Raw genomic sequence first — 15,219 nt, 5'->3', positions numbered from 1 at the left:
ACATTTCACCGCTCTCGATAGCTGTTACCATTTAACACTTCAACCCGGTGAGCTGTCACGGGACCGATACCGGGAGGGGGGCTCTCGGAGGCCGGATGACCTCGGGCCCAGACCTTGCGCGCGTCGCGGCAGATCTGCCCGGCCTCGATGGCGTCGAGCCGCCTGAGCGCGGCCGCCTCGTCGCCTCCGGCATGGCGGAGGGCCGTCCGCCATGCGCGGAGGGCGGAGCGGGGGGACCAGGGCAGCGTGGCCGTGGCGAGCCAGCGACGAAGGGATTCCGGAAGCCTGTCATATTCGCTCATGGGGGAGACCCTGCGCCTCCTCCGGGCGAGGCTGCTGTTGCCGGTATTCGCGCGCGTCATTCCGCGGCCATCCTGTCGCGCCAGCCGGGGAAGGGGTCGCCGAGTGTCGTCCAGTCGTCCGGGGCGAAGGAGTCGCCGTCGAGAAGCGCCGCGTCCAGTGACCGGACGATCGCGTCCCGGTCCATCCCGCTGCCGATGAAGACGAGTTCCTGCCGCCGGTCGCCGAACGGCTCCTGCCAGTGCCGGGAGATATAGGCCCGCGCCTGCGGATGGTCGGGCCAGCGATCCTGCGGCACTGTCGCCCACCACCGCCCGAGCGGTTTCACGGAACTCAGCGCACCCGCGAGCGAGAATTCGGCAAGCCAGTCCGGGCGCGTCGCGATCCAGAAATGGCCCTTCGCCCGGATCACTCCCGGCAGCTCGCCGGTTAGGATGTCGTGGATCTTCTGCGGATCGAAGGGCCGGCGTGCGCGGTAGACGAAGGACGACACGCCGTATTCCTCCGTTTCGGGCACGTGGTCGGCAAACCCGTAGAGCTCCTTTGCCCAGAGGGGATGCTCGTGCGCGGTCTCGAAATCGAAGCGCCCGGTGCCGAGGATCTCGTCTGCCGGGACATGCCCGTGATCGGCCTCCACGATCCGGGCATCCGGGTTCAGCGCGGTCACGATCTTCCGCGCGGCGTCGAGCCGGTCCGGGCCGGCGTCGCTTGCCTTGTTCAGGATGACGACGTCAGCGAACTCGATCTGGTCGACCAGCAGATCGACGATGGTGCGCTCGTCCTCTTCCCCCAGGCTCTCGCCGCGATCCTTGAGGAAATCGTGGCTTGCGTAATCCTGCAGCAGGTTCACCGCGTCGACCACCGTCACCATCGTGTCGAGCCGGGCGACATCCGAGAGGCTCTGGCCCGCGGCGTCGCGGAACTCGAAGGTCGCCGCGACGGGCAGGGGCTCCGAAATGCCGGTGGACTCGACCAGCAGGTAGTCGAAGCGGTTCTCAGCGGCGAGGCGGCGGACTTCCAGAAGCAGATCGTCCCTGAGGGTGCAGCAGATGCAGCCGTTGGACATCTCGACCAGCGTCTCGTCGGTCTGGCTCAGGTTTGCGTCGCCCGCTCGGACGAGGTCGGCGTCGATGTTCACTTCGGACATGTCATTGACGATGACGGCGACGCGGCGACCGTCGCGGTTGTTCAAGACATTGTTGAGAAGCGTAGTCTTCCCCGCTCCGAGGAAGCCCGACAGGACCGTGACGGGCAGGAGGGTGGACTCGTTCGAAGAGAGGGTCACGTCGGCATCCTTTTTTATTATGTACTAACATAACGATTACAGGCGCCATTGGCGGCTTGCAAGCCGAGCGCTGGCATTCGCAGGACGACGACCCGGCAGGCCCGCGCCAAGACCCGCCACGTATCTCGCAAAATGGGCCGAGAGATCGGCTTCGTCGCGCAGTCTCGCCGGCCTGCCGCCTCTTGCGGAAAAACCGTGCGCGATACTTGACTAAAAGAATTGGGTTTGAGAATACCCCCTCCATCGCCGGCGGACATTTGCCGGCTCGACCGATGCCAGCGCCGAAGCAAGCTCCCGGATTTCTCAATCTCAGGAGGATGCCGTGCGTCATCGCCCGACCCCCGTACTTTGTGCTGCACTCTGCCTTCCCACATTGTGCCCCTCGCTGGCCGTAGCGCAGGAGACAAGCTTCACGCTCGATCCGATCATCGTCACGACGGACCGGTCCGGGACCGCAATCCTCGACGTGCCGGCCAGCATCACGGTGATCGGGCAGGAGGAGATCGAGGACCGTCAGGTCTCTGACATCGAGGAGTTGGTGCGCCGCGTTCCGGGCGTGACGGTGAACCGGCAAAGCTCCGGCGCAGATCCGTTCAGCACCCTCGGCGGGTTCACGATCCGCGGTGTCGGCGGCAACCGGGTGGCCGTGCAGGTGGACGGCTCCCGCATGGCCGAGAGGATCATCGACGGCACCCGCGACTACGTGGACCTGAACTTCACCAAGCAGGCGGAGATCGTCCGGGGACCGGCCTCCGTTCTCTGGGGGGCGGATGCGCTCGGCGGGCTCGTCGCCTTCGAGACGATCGATCCCGAGGATCTCCTCCAAGGCAAGGACGAGGCTGTCCGGGTGGGGGCCGGGTACGACACCTACGATGACAGCGTCAGCGCGAGCCTCACATTCGGGCGGAGATTGTCCGACAGCGTGTCCGTCCTTGCCGGGATTGCCCAGAGCGCCGCGCACGAGCCTGAACTGACGAATGCGCGCGATGACGGAGGAATTTACGGCTGCCCCCGCGCCACGGAGTTCGGCGCCACGCCCTGCGGGGCCTTCGATCCCACCGATGCCACCTCGACGCGGGCCCTTGGAAAGCTGGTCTGGACGCCGGACGCGGCGCACCGTCTGGAGTTCAGCGCCGATGCCCTGATCAGGGACACCAGCGTCGAGCAGGATTCCTCCCTCGGGCCGGTGCTGTCCACGATCACCGGCGCGCCGACGGGAGACGTGATCGTCGGCAAGGATCGCGCGCTCGACCTCTACCGGTATCGCCTCGGTCTGGAGCATACCTGGACGCCCGCTGCCGGCCCGTTCGACGAAATCGTTTCCACGCTGGCCTACACCCCCCATGGCTACGAGCGGAGGGGGCGGGAACTCTCGACCTCTGCGGGCGGTGCTGAGATCCTCACCGAAGACGAGCTGACCTACGAGGAGGACTTCGTCGAACTGGACATCCAGGCGACCTCCCGCTTCGAGACGGGCGCGGCGGATCACCGTCTGATCTTCGGCTTCGACGGCGACCGGAAGCGCACCGATTACGAACGCCGGGACGTCGAGACGAACCTCGCGACGGGCGCGGTGACCGAAACGGTCGCCGGGGGCTTCAACTTCGCGAACGCCACCACGCAAAGGGCGGACGTCTACGTCGAGGACCGCATAACCTTCGGTGGCGGCCGCTTCGAACTGACGCCGGGGCTTCGTTACGCCACCTACAAGATCGATCCGCGCCCGGACGGGGATTACGAGGAGGTGCCGGGCCAGGCGCCACGTGTCCGCAAGGACGAGACCCTGCTGAAGAGCCTCGGCGCGATCGTGCGGTTCGATGACAGCTGGTCGGCCTGGGCGAAGTACGGCGAAGGCTTCAAGATGCCCACCGCGCAGCAGCTCTTCACCTCCTCGCCCGGTGACTTCTTCAATCTGACCCCCGCGCCCGATCTGAAGCCGGAGGAGGTGCAAAGCTACGAGCTCGGCCTGAGATACGAGGAGCCGCGGGGCTTCGCGTCCCTGAGCGTCTTCAAGGCGGATTACTCGGACTTCATCCAGAGCTTCTACAACCCGCCCGGAACGATCGACTACACCTACCGCAACCTCTCCGTGGTGAACGTCCACGGCGTCGAGGCGGAAGCCGGCTGGGCGTTCGGGCAGGGGACGACGATGAGCGTTTCCGCCGCCTGGCAGGAGGGCACCCAGCAGGTCAGCGACGACGCGGAGGAAACGCGCCATACGCTGCCGCCGCTGACGGCGACCCTCGCTCTGGCGCACGAATTCCCGGACTACGGTCTCTTTATCGAAGGGGTCGCCACCTTCGCCTCCGACGTGGAGGAGACCGCGAGCCCGGACGACTTCAAGCCCGATGCCTATCAGGTGCTCGATCTGCACGCGAAATGGGAGATGGTCGAGGACGGCTTCCTGAAGCTCAGCGTCAACAACGTCTTCGACCGGCGCTACTTCGTCGCCAACGCGGCGACCTACGGATCCACGGCGTCGGCCTCCGTGGCCGCGACGAACCCGATCGAACTGCAGACCGGACCCGGTCGCAGTTTCGCCGTAAGCTTCGACAAGACGTTCTAGATGCGGGACTCCCTCGCACGCATCTGGGGCCTGACCCGGCGCGCGGTCTTCGGACCTAGCGCCGGGATCGGATTGCTCATGGCGGGGATCGCGCTCGCCCTCATCGGCGTCGAACTCTGGGTCGACGTGAAGATGATCGCCTGGACGCGGCGGTTCTACGATGCGGTGGAGCAGATGGAGACCGCCGCCGCGATGCGCGAGCTCGGCGTCTTCGCGGTCCTCGTGACCGCCTCCGCCGCGATCTTCCTGACGAGCGACTACCTGCGCAAGCGTCTGCGCCTGAGATGGCGGCAGAAGCTGACGGGGCAGGCGCTCGACCGCTGGACGGGGGGCAAGGCCTACTGGCATCTCCGGCCCGGCCTTTCGGCCGAGACCGTGGACAATCCCGACCAGCGCATCGCCGAGGATTGCGAACGCTTCGTCGCGCTTCTTCTACTGCTTACCCTGGACCTTGTCGGCCGCATCGCCGGGGTCGTGACCTATATCGCGATCCTCTGGACGCTGTCCGACTTCGTCCTGAGCTTTTCCCTCTTTGGCGTGGGCATCGAGATCCCGCGCTACATGGTCTGGCTCGCGCTCCTTTACGTGCTGGTCTCCAGTCTCATCACCCACGCCGTCGGCTGGCCGCTGAAGTCCCTCTATTTCCGGCACGAGAGGCGGGAAGCGGATTTCCGGCATTCCCTCGTCCAGGTTCGGGACAACGCCACCGAGATCGCCCAGTCCGGCGGTGAGGCGGCGGAGCGGCGCCGGCTCGATGCGCGGTTCGAGGGGATCCGAAGCAACTGGCTGCACCTGATCCGCCGGGAATTGATCCTCGGCCTCTTCACGCGGCCCTACTACCAGACGGTCCTGCGGGTGCCGCTGTTCTTCGCGCTGCCGGCCTATTTCGCGGGATCGGTGACCTTCGGCGGGCTGATGCAGCTTTCGGGCACGTTCAGCCGGGTCACGACGACCCTGTCCTGGTTCATCTTCCAGTACAAGGAGCTGGCGGAGTTCGCCGCCGTGTCCCACCGCCTCGACCAGCTGTTCCGCGTCACGGAGGACCCAGAGCCTGTCGCGGGAGCCGTGACGGCAATCGAGCGGACCCATGGGGGCAACCGGGCCCTTCGCGTGAGCGGCCTGACCCTCGCGACCCCGGAGGGACGGTGGCTCGCGCCCGTGCCCGACCGGGTGATCCGGCCGGGCGAGCGGATCTGGATCTCCGGCGCGTCCGGCCAGGGCAAGACGACGCTCCTCGCGGCGATCACCGGGCTCTGGCGCTATGGCGAGGGTCGGATCGACATGCCTTCGGGGCGCATGATCGTACTGCCGCAACGACCGCATCTCTTCTCGGACGGCCTCGCCGCGGCGGCCTGCTATCCCTCCGATCCCGCCGACGTTCCGCCGGACCGGCTGCGCTTAGTTCTGGAGCGCCTCGGCCTGACACATCGCCTGGGCGCGCTCTCGGCGGAGGGCCCGGACGATGGCGACGCGGCGCTCGAGGGGTTGTCCCTCGGCGAGCGGCAGCGGCTGGCGCTGGCGCGGGTGCTTCTGCACCGGCCGGACTGGGTCATCCTCGACGAGGCGACCTCATCGCTGGATGTCGCCAGCGAGGCGCATCTCCTCGCGCTGCTCCGGCGCGAACTGCCCCGGGCCGCGATCCTCTGCGTTGCCCACCGCGATCCGGTCGGGCTCGACCCCACCGGGACCTGGATCATCGGGGAGGCCCCCCAAGACGAAAGGAAGACAGCATGACCGAGATCGAGAAAGGCCGCTGGGAGCTGCCGGATGCCGAGGTGGCCGAGATGCTCCACCGGCTGGAAGGAATGGAGAACATCATGATCGTGCTCCGCTCCGGCGGGGCGACCCACGAGCGGATCGGCGCTGTGGGGGAGGTGTCACGCGTGGGCGACATGATCGCGATCGGTGGACCGGTTCACACCGCCCGGATCGATCCCGGCGCCGCCAGCCGCATCGTGTTCGACACCTCGCTCGTGATCGCCGGCGGAAGCTATCCGGCCCTCGAGTTTCAGGACGAGGACGGCACCGAGCTCTTCAAGGCCATCGCGATGGGCGGGGCGCCCGCCTTCGTCGCGGCCTTCGGCGCTGAGGCGCGGGTCGCGCTCGAGCCGAAGGAACGGATGATGCCGTCGATGGGCGGCGATGCCGACGAGATCACCTCCGATCCGGCGTTCATCCTGCTGAACAGGCTGCGGGAGGAGGGGGATCCCGTCGAGATCCGGCACCGCCTCGCCGGACGGGAGCAATCGTGGCAGGGGACGATCGAGACGGTCCGTCCGGGCATGGGGTTCTCGAACGTGACCACGGACGACTTCCACCTGCACGTGAAGGCCGGCGCCGTGTCGGAGTGGCGCGAGACGCCGGCGGGATGGCTGGCTCTGGCGCCCGACGGCTCGGAGATCGGCCTCGTCGTGGCGCGGATGACGAAGGCGGCGGCGTGACCGGTCCTTTCTGGTATCGTCCCGGCGCACCTGACGCCGTCCCGCACGCGACCGTCCTCGAAGACATGGCCGGCGCCGAAGTGGTCCTTCTCGGCGAGCAGCACGACCGGGCGGACATGCACCGCTGGCAGCTCCATGTGGCGGCGGGGCTACTCGCCCGGCGCCCGCTGATCGTCGGGTTCGAGATGTTTCCCGCGCGGCTCGATCCGGTCCTGTCGGAATGGGTCGCAGGCGCACTCACCGAGGAGGCGTTCCTCGAGAAGGCCGAGTGGGGCACGGTCTGGGGCTTCCCGGCCGACCTCTACCTGCCGCTCTTCCGCTTCTGCCGGGAGACCGGCACGCCGATGCTCGGCCTCAATTGCCGCCGCGGCCTCGTCAGCGAGGTCGGCAAGGGGGGATGGGAGAGCGTGCGGGAGGAGGACCGCGAGGGCCTGACGCCTGCGCGTCCTTCGCCAGAGGCCTACCGCCGTCACATCTTCGACCTGACCGGAAACGGCCAGCCGGGCCGGAGCGACGCCGACCCGGATTCCCCCCGCTTCAGCAGGTTCCTGCGGGCTCAGGAGGTCTGGGACCGGGCCTTCGCCACGCGACTTGTGGCAGCCGTTCGGCCGGACGGGCCGCTCCTCGTCGGGATCGTGGGAATGGGGCACCTGGCCTACGGGGGAGGCGTGTCCTGGCAACTGGCCGATCTCGGCGTGACGGACGTGCGCGTCGCGATCCCGCACTCGGCTGAGCAGGCGGAGATGAAGAGCGGCGCGGCCGACTACGCGATGTCTCTCGCCTGAGAGGGCGACACGTCGCGCCATGGCAGCGCTCGCGCTAGACCGCGGCCGGTCGGGGAAGCGCGTGGTGCGACAGCGTTTTCGTCGAGCGCTGAAGCCTAGTCGGAAGCGGTACCAAGGATACGCGCACATTCGTGGCGCACCTCTTCGCAAAACGTACGGATCAGGGGGAGGTTGCGGGCGTCGCTGGCGTGCATGAGATACTGATCCAGTGCGACGCTTGGCCTGAACGGGCGAGAGACGATGCGGGTGTCCATCGCGTTGCAGAACAGCGGGTACACGAGCGACACGCCGATGCCTCCCGCGACGAGTTCGGTGACGCTGTTCACGCTGTCCGTGGTGACGACGACATTCGCATGGACGCCATGTTCCCGAAACAGCGAGTCGACCTTTTGACCGGTATGGGAATCGAGGTCGAAGGCTATGAATTGCTCCGTCGCCAGATCTTCGGGGCGGATCACGTCGCGGTCCGCAAGCCGATGGCCTTGCGGCATGATGCAGACGAGCGGAAGCGCGGCGAAGTGATCGACCACGAAGCTGCCGTTCTCGATCGGGGTCGGCGAGACCGCGATGTCGATCTGGCGGGTGCCGACATGCTCGACCAGCCAGCGCGAGCGACGCGACTGTATTTGGCAATAGACGTTGGGACAGCGATCGAGGAAGCGTTTCACCACGCAGCGCATGAACGATCCGGCAAGACCGGGCGGCACCCCGATGATCAGGCGTGCCCGATCCTCCCGCTTGATATAGTCGATCGCGCTCTCGACCTGCTTCACGCCTGCGAAGATGCGCTCGACCTCCTCGTAGAGGTACAGGCCCTGCGTCGTCGGGATAAGGCGCCCCTTCCTGCGGTCGAAAAGGGATAACCCGTTGTCGCCTTCCAGCTGCATCAGCAACTTGCTCGCCGCGGGCTGCGAGACGTTCAGCAGTTCGGCCGCCCCGCTGACGGTGCCGATCTCCATCACGGCCTTGAAGACCTCGACCTGCCGGAGATTCAATGCGCGTGCCATGCCATAACTTCCGGAATACCCTACCGTCGTTTTACTCTTGGACAGAATACGCAGGCCTTCCCTAAATTTGTCAACAGAGGGGAAGCGAAATGCCTGTGACACACCTGAACATGACGCAGATCGAGCGGGACGAAGCCGGGGAATCCCCGCTGTTCAGGCTGGTCGAGTCGCCGGAGAATTCGGTGACCATCCGGGTGGACGGCGTGCCTGTTCTTGCACAGCCGGGCGAGACCGTGGCCGCCGTTCTGTTGAGGCTGTCCCCCGCCTGGTCCCGCCGGACGCACGGCTCGGGTGAGCGGCGGGCGCCCTACTGCATGATGGGCGTCTGCTTCGACTGCCTCGTTTCCATCGACGGGACGGGATCGACGCGAAGCTGCCTTGCCAGGGTGTGCGACGGCATGCAGGTCGAGCGGCAAGACATCTCGCAGGGGCTCCGGACATGAGCCGCCGGGTCGACCTGCTGATCGTGGGCGCGGGACCGGCGGGCCTCGCCGCCGCGATCACAGCACGCGCCTGCGGGCTCGACGTGGTGGTCGTGGACGAACAGGCCGGACCGGGCGGCCAGATCTGGCGCGACATCGAGCAGGTGGGCGCAACGCCCCGCGCGCGTCTCCTCGGGCAGGCGTATGGCGAAGGCCGCGGGGTCGTGCGGGCCTTCCGCGAGAGCGGGGCGGAGTTCCTCCCCGAGACACGGATGTGGAATGTCGACGAGGACCTGCGCGCCTATCTGGCCCATCGGGGACGGGCGTGGTCGATCGAGGCGGGAGCACTTCTGCTGGCGACCGGCGCACAGGAGCGACCGGTGCCGTTCCCGGGCTCCACCCTGCCGGGCGTCATGACGGTCGGCGCCGGACAAATCCTGCTGAAATCGAGCGGTCAGGTCCCGGCGGACCCCGCCTGGATCGCGGGGACCGGGCCGCTGGCGTTGCTCTACGCCATCCAGCTGCTGGCCGCCGGCGGCCGGATCGCAGGGTTTCTCGATACGAGACCGACAGGCCAGACACTTGCGGCGGGGCGGCACGCGGCACGGGCGCTGCTGACGGGGCCTCGCGACATCGCCAAGGGCGCCGCCTGGATGGCGCAGCTGCGGCGGCGCGTGCCGGTCTTTGGCCATGCCCACGGGATCGTCGCCGAGGGTGGCCATACCCTGGAACGCATTCGCTTCCGCGACAAGCGGGGCGCCGAGGTGACTCGGGCGGCGAAGGTGTTGCTGGTCCACGAGGGCGTGATCCCCGCGCTTCACGCCACACAGGCGCTCGGCTGCCGGCATGAATGGGACGCGGCGCAGCAATGCTTCCGGCCGGTCCTCGACGACTGGGGCACAACCAGCGTGGCCGGCGTTCACGTCGCCGGTGACGGCGCGGGGATCGCTGGCGCACGGGCCGCGGGTCTGCGCGGCGAACTCGCCGCGCTCGGCGTCGCGATGCGGCTGGGCCGGATAGGGGCGGAGGCCGCTGAGCAGCGCGCGGCGCCGGTACGTGCCGCGCTTCGCCGGGCGATCGGTGTCCGGCCGTTCCTCGATGCGCTCTATCCGCCGCGGGTCGAGATTTCGGACCCGCCCGACGCTGCGATCGTCTGCCGGTGCGAGGAGGTGCGGGCAGGGCGCGTGCGTGCCCTGGCGGCCGGTGGCCTCACCGACCCCAATCAGGTCAAGACCGCGACCCGGGCCGGGATGGGCCCCTGCCATGGGCGGCAATGCAGCGCCCCCATCGCCGGGATCCTGGCGCGGATGGGCGGCTCAGAGGTGAGAGACATCGCGCCGGGACGGGTGCGGCCGCCGATCCGCCCGCTGACGCTTGCCGAACTGGCCAGCCTCGATGCGACGGAGGCGCCGCGATGACCGCGATCGTCCGCGATGCCGTGGTGATCGGCGGGGGCCTGCACGGGCTCTCTGCCGCGCTGTTCCTCGCACGGGCCGGGCAACGGGTCACGGTGGTGGAGCGCGCCTATCTCGGCCGGCACGCCTCGGGGGCGAATGCGGCCGGGGTGCGTACGCTGAACCGCGCCATCGAAGAGCTGCCGCTCGCGTTCGAGGCCATGGAGATGTGGCGCGACATGAATGCGCATGTCGGCGACGATTGCGGGTTCCATGCCTGCGGGCAGGTTCGTGTGGCCGAGTCCGTCGATGAGGTCGCCAGCCTGGAAGCGCGTCAGGCGCAATCGCGGGCGGCGGGGTTCACGCACGAAGAGATCATCGACGCGGCCGAGCTTCGCCGCTTGGTGCCGGCCATTGCGCCCCACTGCGTCGCGGCGCTGGTCACGCGGGACGACGGCGCGGCCGATCCTCATCGCACGATCGATGCCTACCGACGCAGTATTCTGGCCGCGGGCGTCGCGCTTCACGAAGGCGCCGGCGTGACAAAGGTCGTCCGACAGGGCCAGGACTGGGCGGTGCACTGCGACGCCGGGACGTTCGTCGCGCCCTGCGTGGTCAACGCGGCCGGGGCCTGGGCGGGACAGGTGGCCGCGATGGTTGGCTGCCACATCCCCATCAGCTGTCGCGCCTCGATGATGATGGTCACCGAGCGCGTTCCGCCGCTGCTGGAGCCGGTCGTCGGACTGGTGGGCCGCCCGCTGTCATTCAAGCAGACGGATAAGGGCACGCTGATCATCGGCGGCGGGCAGCAGGGCCGCGCGGATATCGAGACCGGGCGCAGCATCGTCGATTTTGCAGGACTCGCGAAGACCGCGCGAACGGTGACCGAGCTGTTCGCAGCTACCGCAGGCGTGGGTATCACGCGCTGCTGGACGGGGATCGAGGCTCAGACGAAGGATCGGCTTCCCGTGATCGGCACGTCGCCCGACGCACCGGGGATGATCCACCTGTTCGGGTTCTCGGGCCACGGGTTCCAGCTTGTCCCGGTCACCGGCGCCATCGTGGCGGATCTCGCGATCAGGGGCACCACGCAACGCAACATCGCGGCCTTCGCGCCGCAACGCCTTCAGGGCGAAGCAATTGAGGCCTGTCCGCAGGACGGCCTCCGACATGCGATCAAGGAGTAAACGGGCAATGTACAGGATCGGCGTGGATGTCGGAGGAACCTTCACGGATTTCGTGATGGAAAAACAGGGCGGCGGGTCGATCGCCTTCTACAAGGTGCCTTCGACCCCGGACGATCCGTCCGAGGCCATCGCCTCCGGCATCGTCGAGATGTTGAAGCGTCACTCGGTCGATCCGGGCGACATCGCTTATGTCGGCCATGGCACGACGGTGGCGACGAACATGGTCATCGAACACCGCGGAGTGCCGACGGGCCTTCTGACGACCAGGGGATTTCGCGACGTGCTCGCCATAGGTCGGCAGACGCGCCCGTCCCTGTACGACTGGGGTGTGCGCAAGGTCGCCCCGCTGGTCGAGCGGTATCGCAGGCGCGAGATCGACGAACGCATTGACCGGCGCGGCACCGCGCTGGTGGTTCCCGATGCGGCGGAGATCGAGGCCGAGGTGCGGGCCCTTCGCGACAGCGGGGTCGAGGCCATCGCGGTCGGCTTCCTGCATTCCTACCGCAATGCGGCGCACGAACGCGCGGTGCGCGACCTGATCGCGAAGATCGCGCCCGACATCTTCGTCTCGATCTCCTCCGAGGTGGTGGCCGAGTTCCGAGAGTTCGAGCGGTTCTCGACCACGGTCCTCAACGCCTATGTCGGCCCCCGGACACGGAAATACCTGCACCGGCTGCGGGATCGCATCGCCGCGGCCGGCATCTCGGTCGAGCCGCTGACATTCCATTCCAACGGCGGGCTGCTGCCGGTGCGCACGGTCGAGGAGCTGCCTGTCCTGACCTGTCTGTCGGGGCCCGCGGCGGGTGTGATTGGGGCGACGCGTATCGGCGCAGAAATCGGCCAGAGCGAAATCATCACGTTCGATGTCGGGGGCACATCGACCGACGTGTCGCTCATCACCAAGGGCAAGCCCCAGTTCACCTCGAGCAGGCTGGTCTCGGGGCACCCGGTCAGGATGCCGATGGTCGATATCCACGTGATCGGCGCAGGCGGCGGGTCCATCGCGCGCATCGATGACGCCGGTGCGCTCAAGGTCGGCCCGGTGAGCGCCGGCGCGGTTCCCGGACCGATCTCCTATCTCCGGGGCGGGACCGAGGTGACGCTGACGGATGCCAATATCGTTCTGGGCCGGCTCAACCCGGTGGCGCTGCTGGAGGGCCGGATGAAGGTCGACCGTGGCCTGGCTGAAACCGCGATCCGAACGAAAATCGCCGAGCCGCTCGGCCTCTCGGTCGAAGCGGCAGCCGCCGGGATCATCCGCATCGCAACCGCGAACATGAGCCGGGCGATCCGCTCGGTCTCGACCGAGCACGGTCACGACCTCTCGCAATTCGCGCTCTATGCCTTCGGGGGCGCCGGCGCGCTCCACGCCGCCGAGGTGGCCGAGGAATGCGGTCTCGACCGGATCGTGGTTCCGCGCGAGCCGGGAACGCTTTGCGCGCGCGGCGTGCTTCTGTCGGATGTCAGCCGCGACTACGTTCGCACGGCGCTCATCGTCGCAGGCGACGCTGGCTGGGGCGAGGTCGTGGCGATGGGCGCGGGCATGCGCGAGGACGGCGAAGCCTGGCTTGCCTCCGAGGCGCGGTCCGAGGCAGCCCACGAGCTGCGCTTCACGCTCGACGCGCGGTATCTGGGCCAGAGCCATTCGATCGCCGTCCCGCTCGAGACGCTGGACGCGGCGGCGATGACCGACTTCATCGCGCGGTTTCATGCAGCGCATAACGACCAGTTCGGCTACCGGCTCGATGATCAACCCGTCGAGATCGTGAACATCCGCCTCAAGGCCGTTCGCTTCGTCGAAAAGGGTGCGGCACCGGAGGCCGAAGCGGGCTTGACGCTGGCCGAAGCGCAAATCGAGTCGCGGCAGGTGTATTTCGCGGACGGATGGGCGCCCACCCCCGTCTACCGTCGTGCAGGCCTGCCCTATGGCGCGCCCTTCTCCGGCCCCGCCATCGTCGAGGAGATGAGTGGCACAACCGTGGTTCTGCCCGGCCAACGGGCCGAGCTGGACCGGTTCGGCAACATCCACATCACGCGCGCACAGGGCTGAGGAGACAAGCATGACACAGGTACAGGCACAGGCGGAGACCCCCGCCGCCGGGTTCGACGCCATCGCGATGGAAGTTTTCGCCAACCGCCTTCTGTCGATCACCGAAGCCATGGCGATCAACATGATGCGGTCGTCTTTCTCGACCCAGATCAAGGAGCGTCGGGACTTCTCGGTCGGACTGTTCGACGCAGGCGGGCGGCTTGTGGCGCAGGGCACGCATATCCCGGTGCACCTGGGGTCGCTGATGGGCGCTGTCGACGCGGTGCTGGCCCGGTTTCCGCGCGACCAGATCGCGCCGGGCGATGCCTTCATCTGCAACGATCCCTACGTGGCCGGGGGGACCCATCTGCCGGACATCTCGATCGCAACGCCGCTGTTCGTCGAGGGACGGCTGGAAGCGTTCACGGTGAATATCGGCCACCACAACGATATCGGCGGGCCGGTGCCGGGATCGACCTCGGCCCTGTCCCGGTCGATCTTCGAAGAGGGGCTGCGGATCCCCGTGATGCGGGTTTGCCGGGGGGGCGAGATCGACGAGGATCTGCTTGCGATGATCGCGCTCAACACCCGTTTGCCGGAAGAGCGGATCCTCGACCTCAAGGTGCAGATCGCCACCAACATTCGCGGCGGCGAGCAGACGCGCGAGCTGATCCACCGGATGGGCGCCGGCGCATTCCGCGCGCGGATCGAGGACCTTCTCGACTACACCCGGCGGCGCCTGGCGCTCAGGATCGCAACGCTCGAGGGGCGGGGTCAGGGACACTTCACCGCGCATCTCGACGACGACGGGATCCCGGGCGGCGATCCGGTGCCGCTGTGTGCCACGGTCGGTGTCGAGGCGGGACGGCTGGTCATCGATTTCGCGGGCAGCGGCCCCGAGGCACGCGGCGCGCTCAACATCGCGCAGAACGCCCTGCGGGCGACGGCCTATTACTGCGTCAAGGCGCTGCTGGACCCTGAACTCATGGCCAATTCCGGAATGATGGACGCAATCGATCTGCGCGCGCCCGTGGGGACGATCGTAAACCCCGCCGATCCCGCGCCTGTCGGATCGCGCACCATCGCCTGCCAGCGGCTCGCCGGGGCGATCTTCGGCGCGTTCCAGCCGCTGATAGAGCCTGCGCAGCGGATGGCATCGAGCTATGACGTGCTGCCGTCCTTCGATTTTTCGGGCCGCGATCCCGAGACTGGAAAGTACTTCATCTGCGGCGAGACGGTCGGCGGTGGCGGCGGCGCGCGGAACGACGCGGACGGAATGGACGGCATTCACGTGCACATCACCAACTCGCTGAACCTGCCGGTGGAGGCGATGGAGAACGAGGCGCCGCTCATGTGCCGCGAATACGGCCTGCGGCCTGATACGGGCGGTGCCGGGCGCTGGCGCGGGGGGATGGGCATCATCCGTACGGTCGAGGCGCTGCACGCCGGCACCATGGTCTCCGCCCGGTCGGACCGGCACAGCGCCGGTGCCCCGGGCAGCGAGGGTGGCGCTCCGGGCGGAACCGGACGCATCCGGCGCAATCCCGGCACGCCACGGGAGGAGGAGCTGTCATCGAAGATCGCGCGGCTGCCCTTCGCGGCCGGCGACACGCTGTGCATCGAGATACCGGGCGGCGGCGGGTTCGGACCGCCAGCCGACCGCCCCGACGACCTTCTGGCCGTCGACCTTCGTGACGGGATCTTCAGCGAGGATCACGCCCGCGAGGTCTTCGGCCACGAGAAAGTCGCGCGCGTGCTTGCGCGGCTGAAGACGTCTGCGGCTGGGTAGCACCCCGGTCCGCA

At 67.9% G+C, this 15,219-nt stretch carries 12 protein-coding genes; 9 read left to right on the top strand and 3 right to left on the bottom strand.

What is annotated here, in order from left to right:
* Positions 1-5 precede the first annotated feature (5 nt).
* Both DQG15_RS02110 and zigA read right to left on the bottom strand, forming a co-directional pair.
* Positions 6-362 carry a DUF6525 family protein gene (locus tag DQG15_RS02110; protein WP_116082357.1) on the bottom strand — a complete coding sequence of 119 codons (357 nt, stop codon included), beginning with the start codon at positions 360-362 and terminating at the stop codon, positions 6-8.
* Complete coding sequence (zigA, locus tag DQG15_RS02105; protein ID WP_116082356.1) at positions 359-1,585, bottom strand: zinc metallochaperone GTPase ZigA; 1,227 nt, start codon at positions 1,583-1,585, stop codon at positions 359-361. Before zigA ends, DQG15_RS02110 begins: the two co-directional genes overlap by 4 nt.
* 322 nt (positions 1,586-1,907) lie before the next feature.
* On the opposite strand from zigA, the gene DQG15_RS02100 reads away from it, so the two are divergent.
* The 4 genes from DQG15_RS02100 to DQG15_RS02085 are packed head-to-tail and all read left to right on the top strand — an operon-like array spanning position 1,908 to position 7,377.
* Complete coding sequence (locus DQG15_RS02100; protein WP_157968870.1) at positions 1,908-4,151, top strand: TonB-dependent hemoglobin/transferrin/lactoferrin family receptor; 2,244 nt, start codon at positions 1,908-1,910, stop codon at positions 4,149-4,151.
* A complete protein-coding gene (locus tag DQG15_RS02095; RefSeq protein WP_116082353.1) occupies positions 4,152-5,885 on the top strand; it encodes an ABC transporter ATP-binding protein/permease in 1,734 nt (577 codons plus the stop codon).
* On the top strand, positions 5,882-6,592 hold the full coding sequence (locus DQG15_RS02090; RefSeq protein ID WP_116082351.1) for a hypothetical protein: 711 nt from the start codon (positions 5,882-5,884) through the stop codon (positions 6,590-6,592). Before DQG15_RS02095 ends, DQG15_RS02090 begins: the two co-directional genes overlap by 4 nt.
* Positions 6,589-7,377 (top strand): ChaN family lipoprotein, encoded by a 789-nt coding sequence (locus tag DQG15_RS02085; RefSeq protein WP_232830673.1) that lies wholly within the window; start codon positions 6,589-6,591, stop codon positions 7,375-7,377. The genes DQG15_RS02090 and DQG15_RS02085 overlap by 4 nt, the downstream gene beginning before the upstream one ends.
* A 95-nt stretch (positions 7,378-7,472) precedes the next feature.
* On the opposite strand, the gene DQG15_RS02080 is transcribed toward DQG15_RS02085, so the two are convergent.
* Complete coding sequence (locus DQG15_RS02080; RefSeq protein WP_116082348.1) at positions 7,473-8,384, bottom strand: LysR substrate-binding domain-containing protein; 912 nt, start codon at positions 8,382-8,384, stop codon at positions 7,473-7,475.
* 89 nt (positions 8,385-8,473) lie between these two features.
* Between DQG15_RS02080 and DQG15_RS02075 the strand changes: the two genes are divergently transcribed.
* Genes DQG15_RS02075 through DQG15_RS02055 form a run of 5 tightly spaced genes read left to right on the top strand, consistent with a single transcriptional unit; the run spans position 8,474 to position 15,205 of the window.
* Positions 8,474-8,827 (top strand): (2Fe-2S)-binding protein, encoded by a 354-nt coding sequence (locus DQG15_RS02075; RefSeq protein ID WP_232830672.1) that lies wholly within the window; start codon positions 8,474-8,476, stop codon positions 8,825-8,827.
* Positions 8,824-10,224: an NAD(P)/FAD-dependent oxidoreductase gene (locus DQG15_RS02070; RefSeq protein ID WP_116082347.1), complete on the top strand. Its 1,401-nt coding sequence runs from the start codon at positions 8,824-8,826 to the stop codon at positions 10,222-10,224. Before DQG15_RS02075 ends, DQG15_RS02070 begins: the two co-directional genes overlap by 4 nt.
* Positions 10,221-11,387: an FAD-binding oxidoreductase gene (locus DQG15_RS02065; RefSeq protein WP_116082345.1), complete on the top strand. Its 1,167-nt coding sequence runs from the start codon at positions 10,221-10,223 to the stop codon at positions 11,385-11,387. Before DQG15_RS02070 ends, DQG15_RS02065 begins: the two co-directional genes overlap by 4 nt.
* A 7-nt stretch (positions 11,388-11,394) precedes the next feature.
* Positions 11,395-13,437, top strand: coding sequence for a hydantoinase/oxoprolinase family protein (locus DQG15_RS02060; RefSeq protein ID WP_116082343.1), 2,043 nt, complete (start codon positions 11,395-11,397; stop codon positions 13,435-13,437).
* 10 nt (positions 13,438-13,447) lie between these two features.
* On the top strand, positions 13,448-15,205 hold the full coding sequence (locus DQG15_RS02055) for a hydantoinase B/oxoprolinase family protein (protein ID WP_116082341.1): 1,758 nt from the start codon (positions 13,448-13,450) through the stop codon (positions 15,203-15,205).
* The last annotated feature ends 14 nt before the right edge of the window (positions 15,206-15,219 follow it).

The organism is Tropicimonas sp. IMCC34011 (genome assembly GCF_003390865.1).
GTDB lineage: Bacteria > Pseudomonadota > Alphaproteobacteria > Rhodobacterales > Rhodobacteraceae > Tropicimonas_B.
This window is presented reverse-complemented; position numbering and strand designations above follow the sequence as displayed.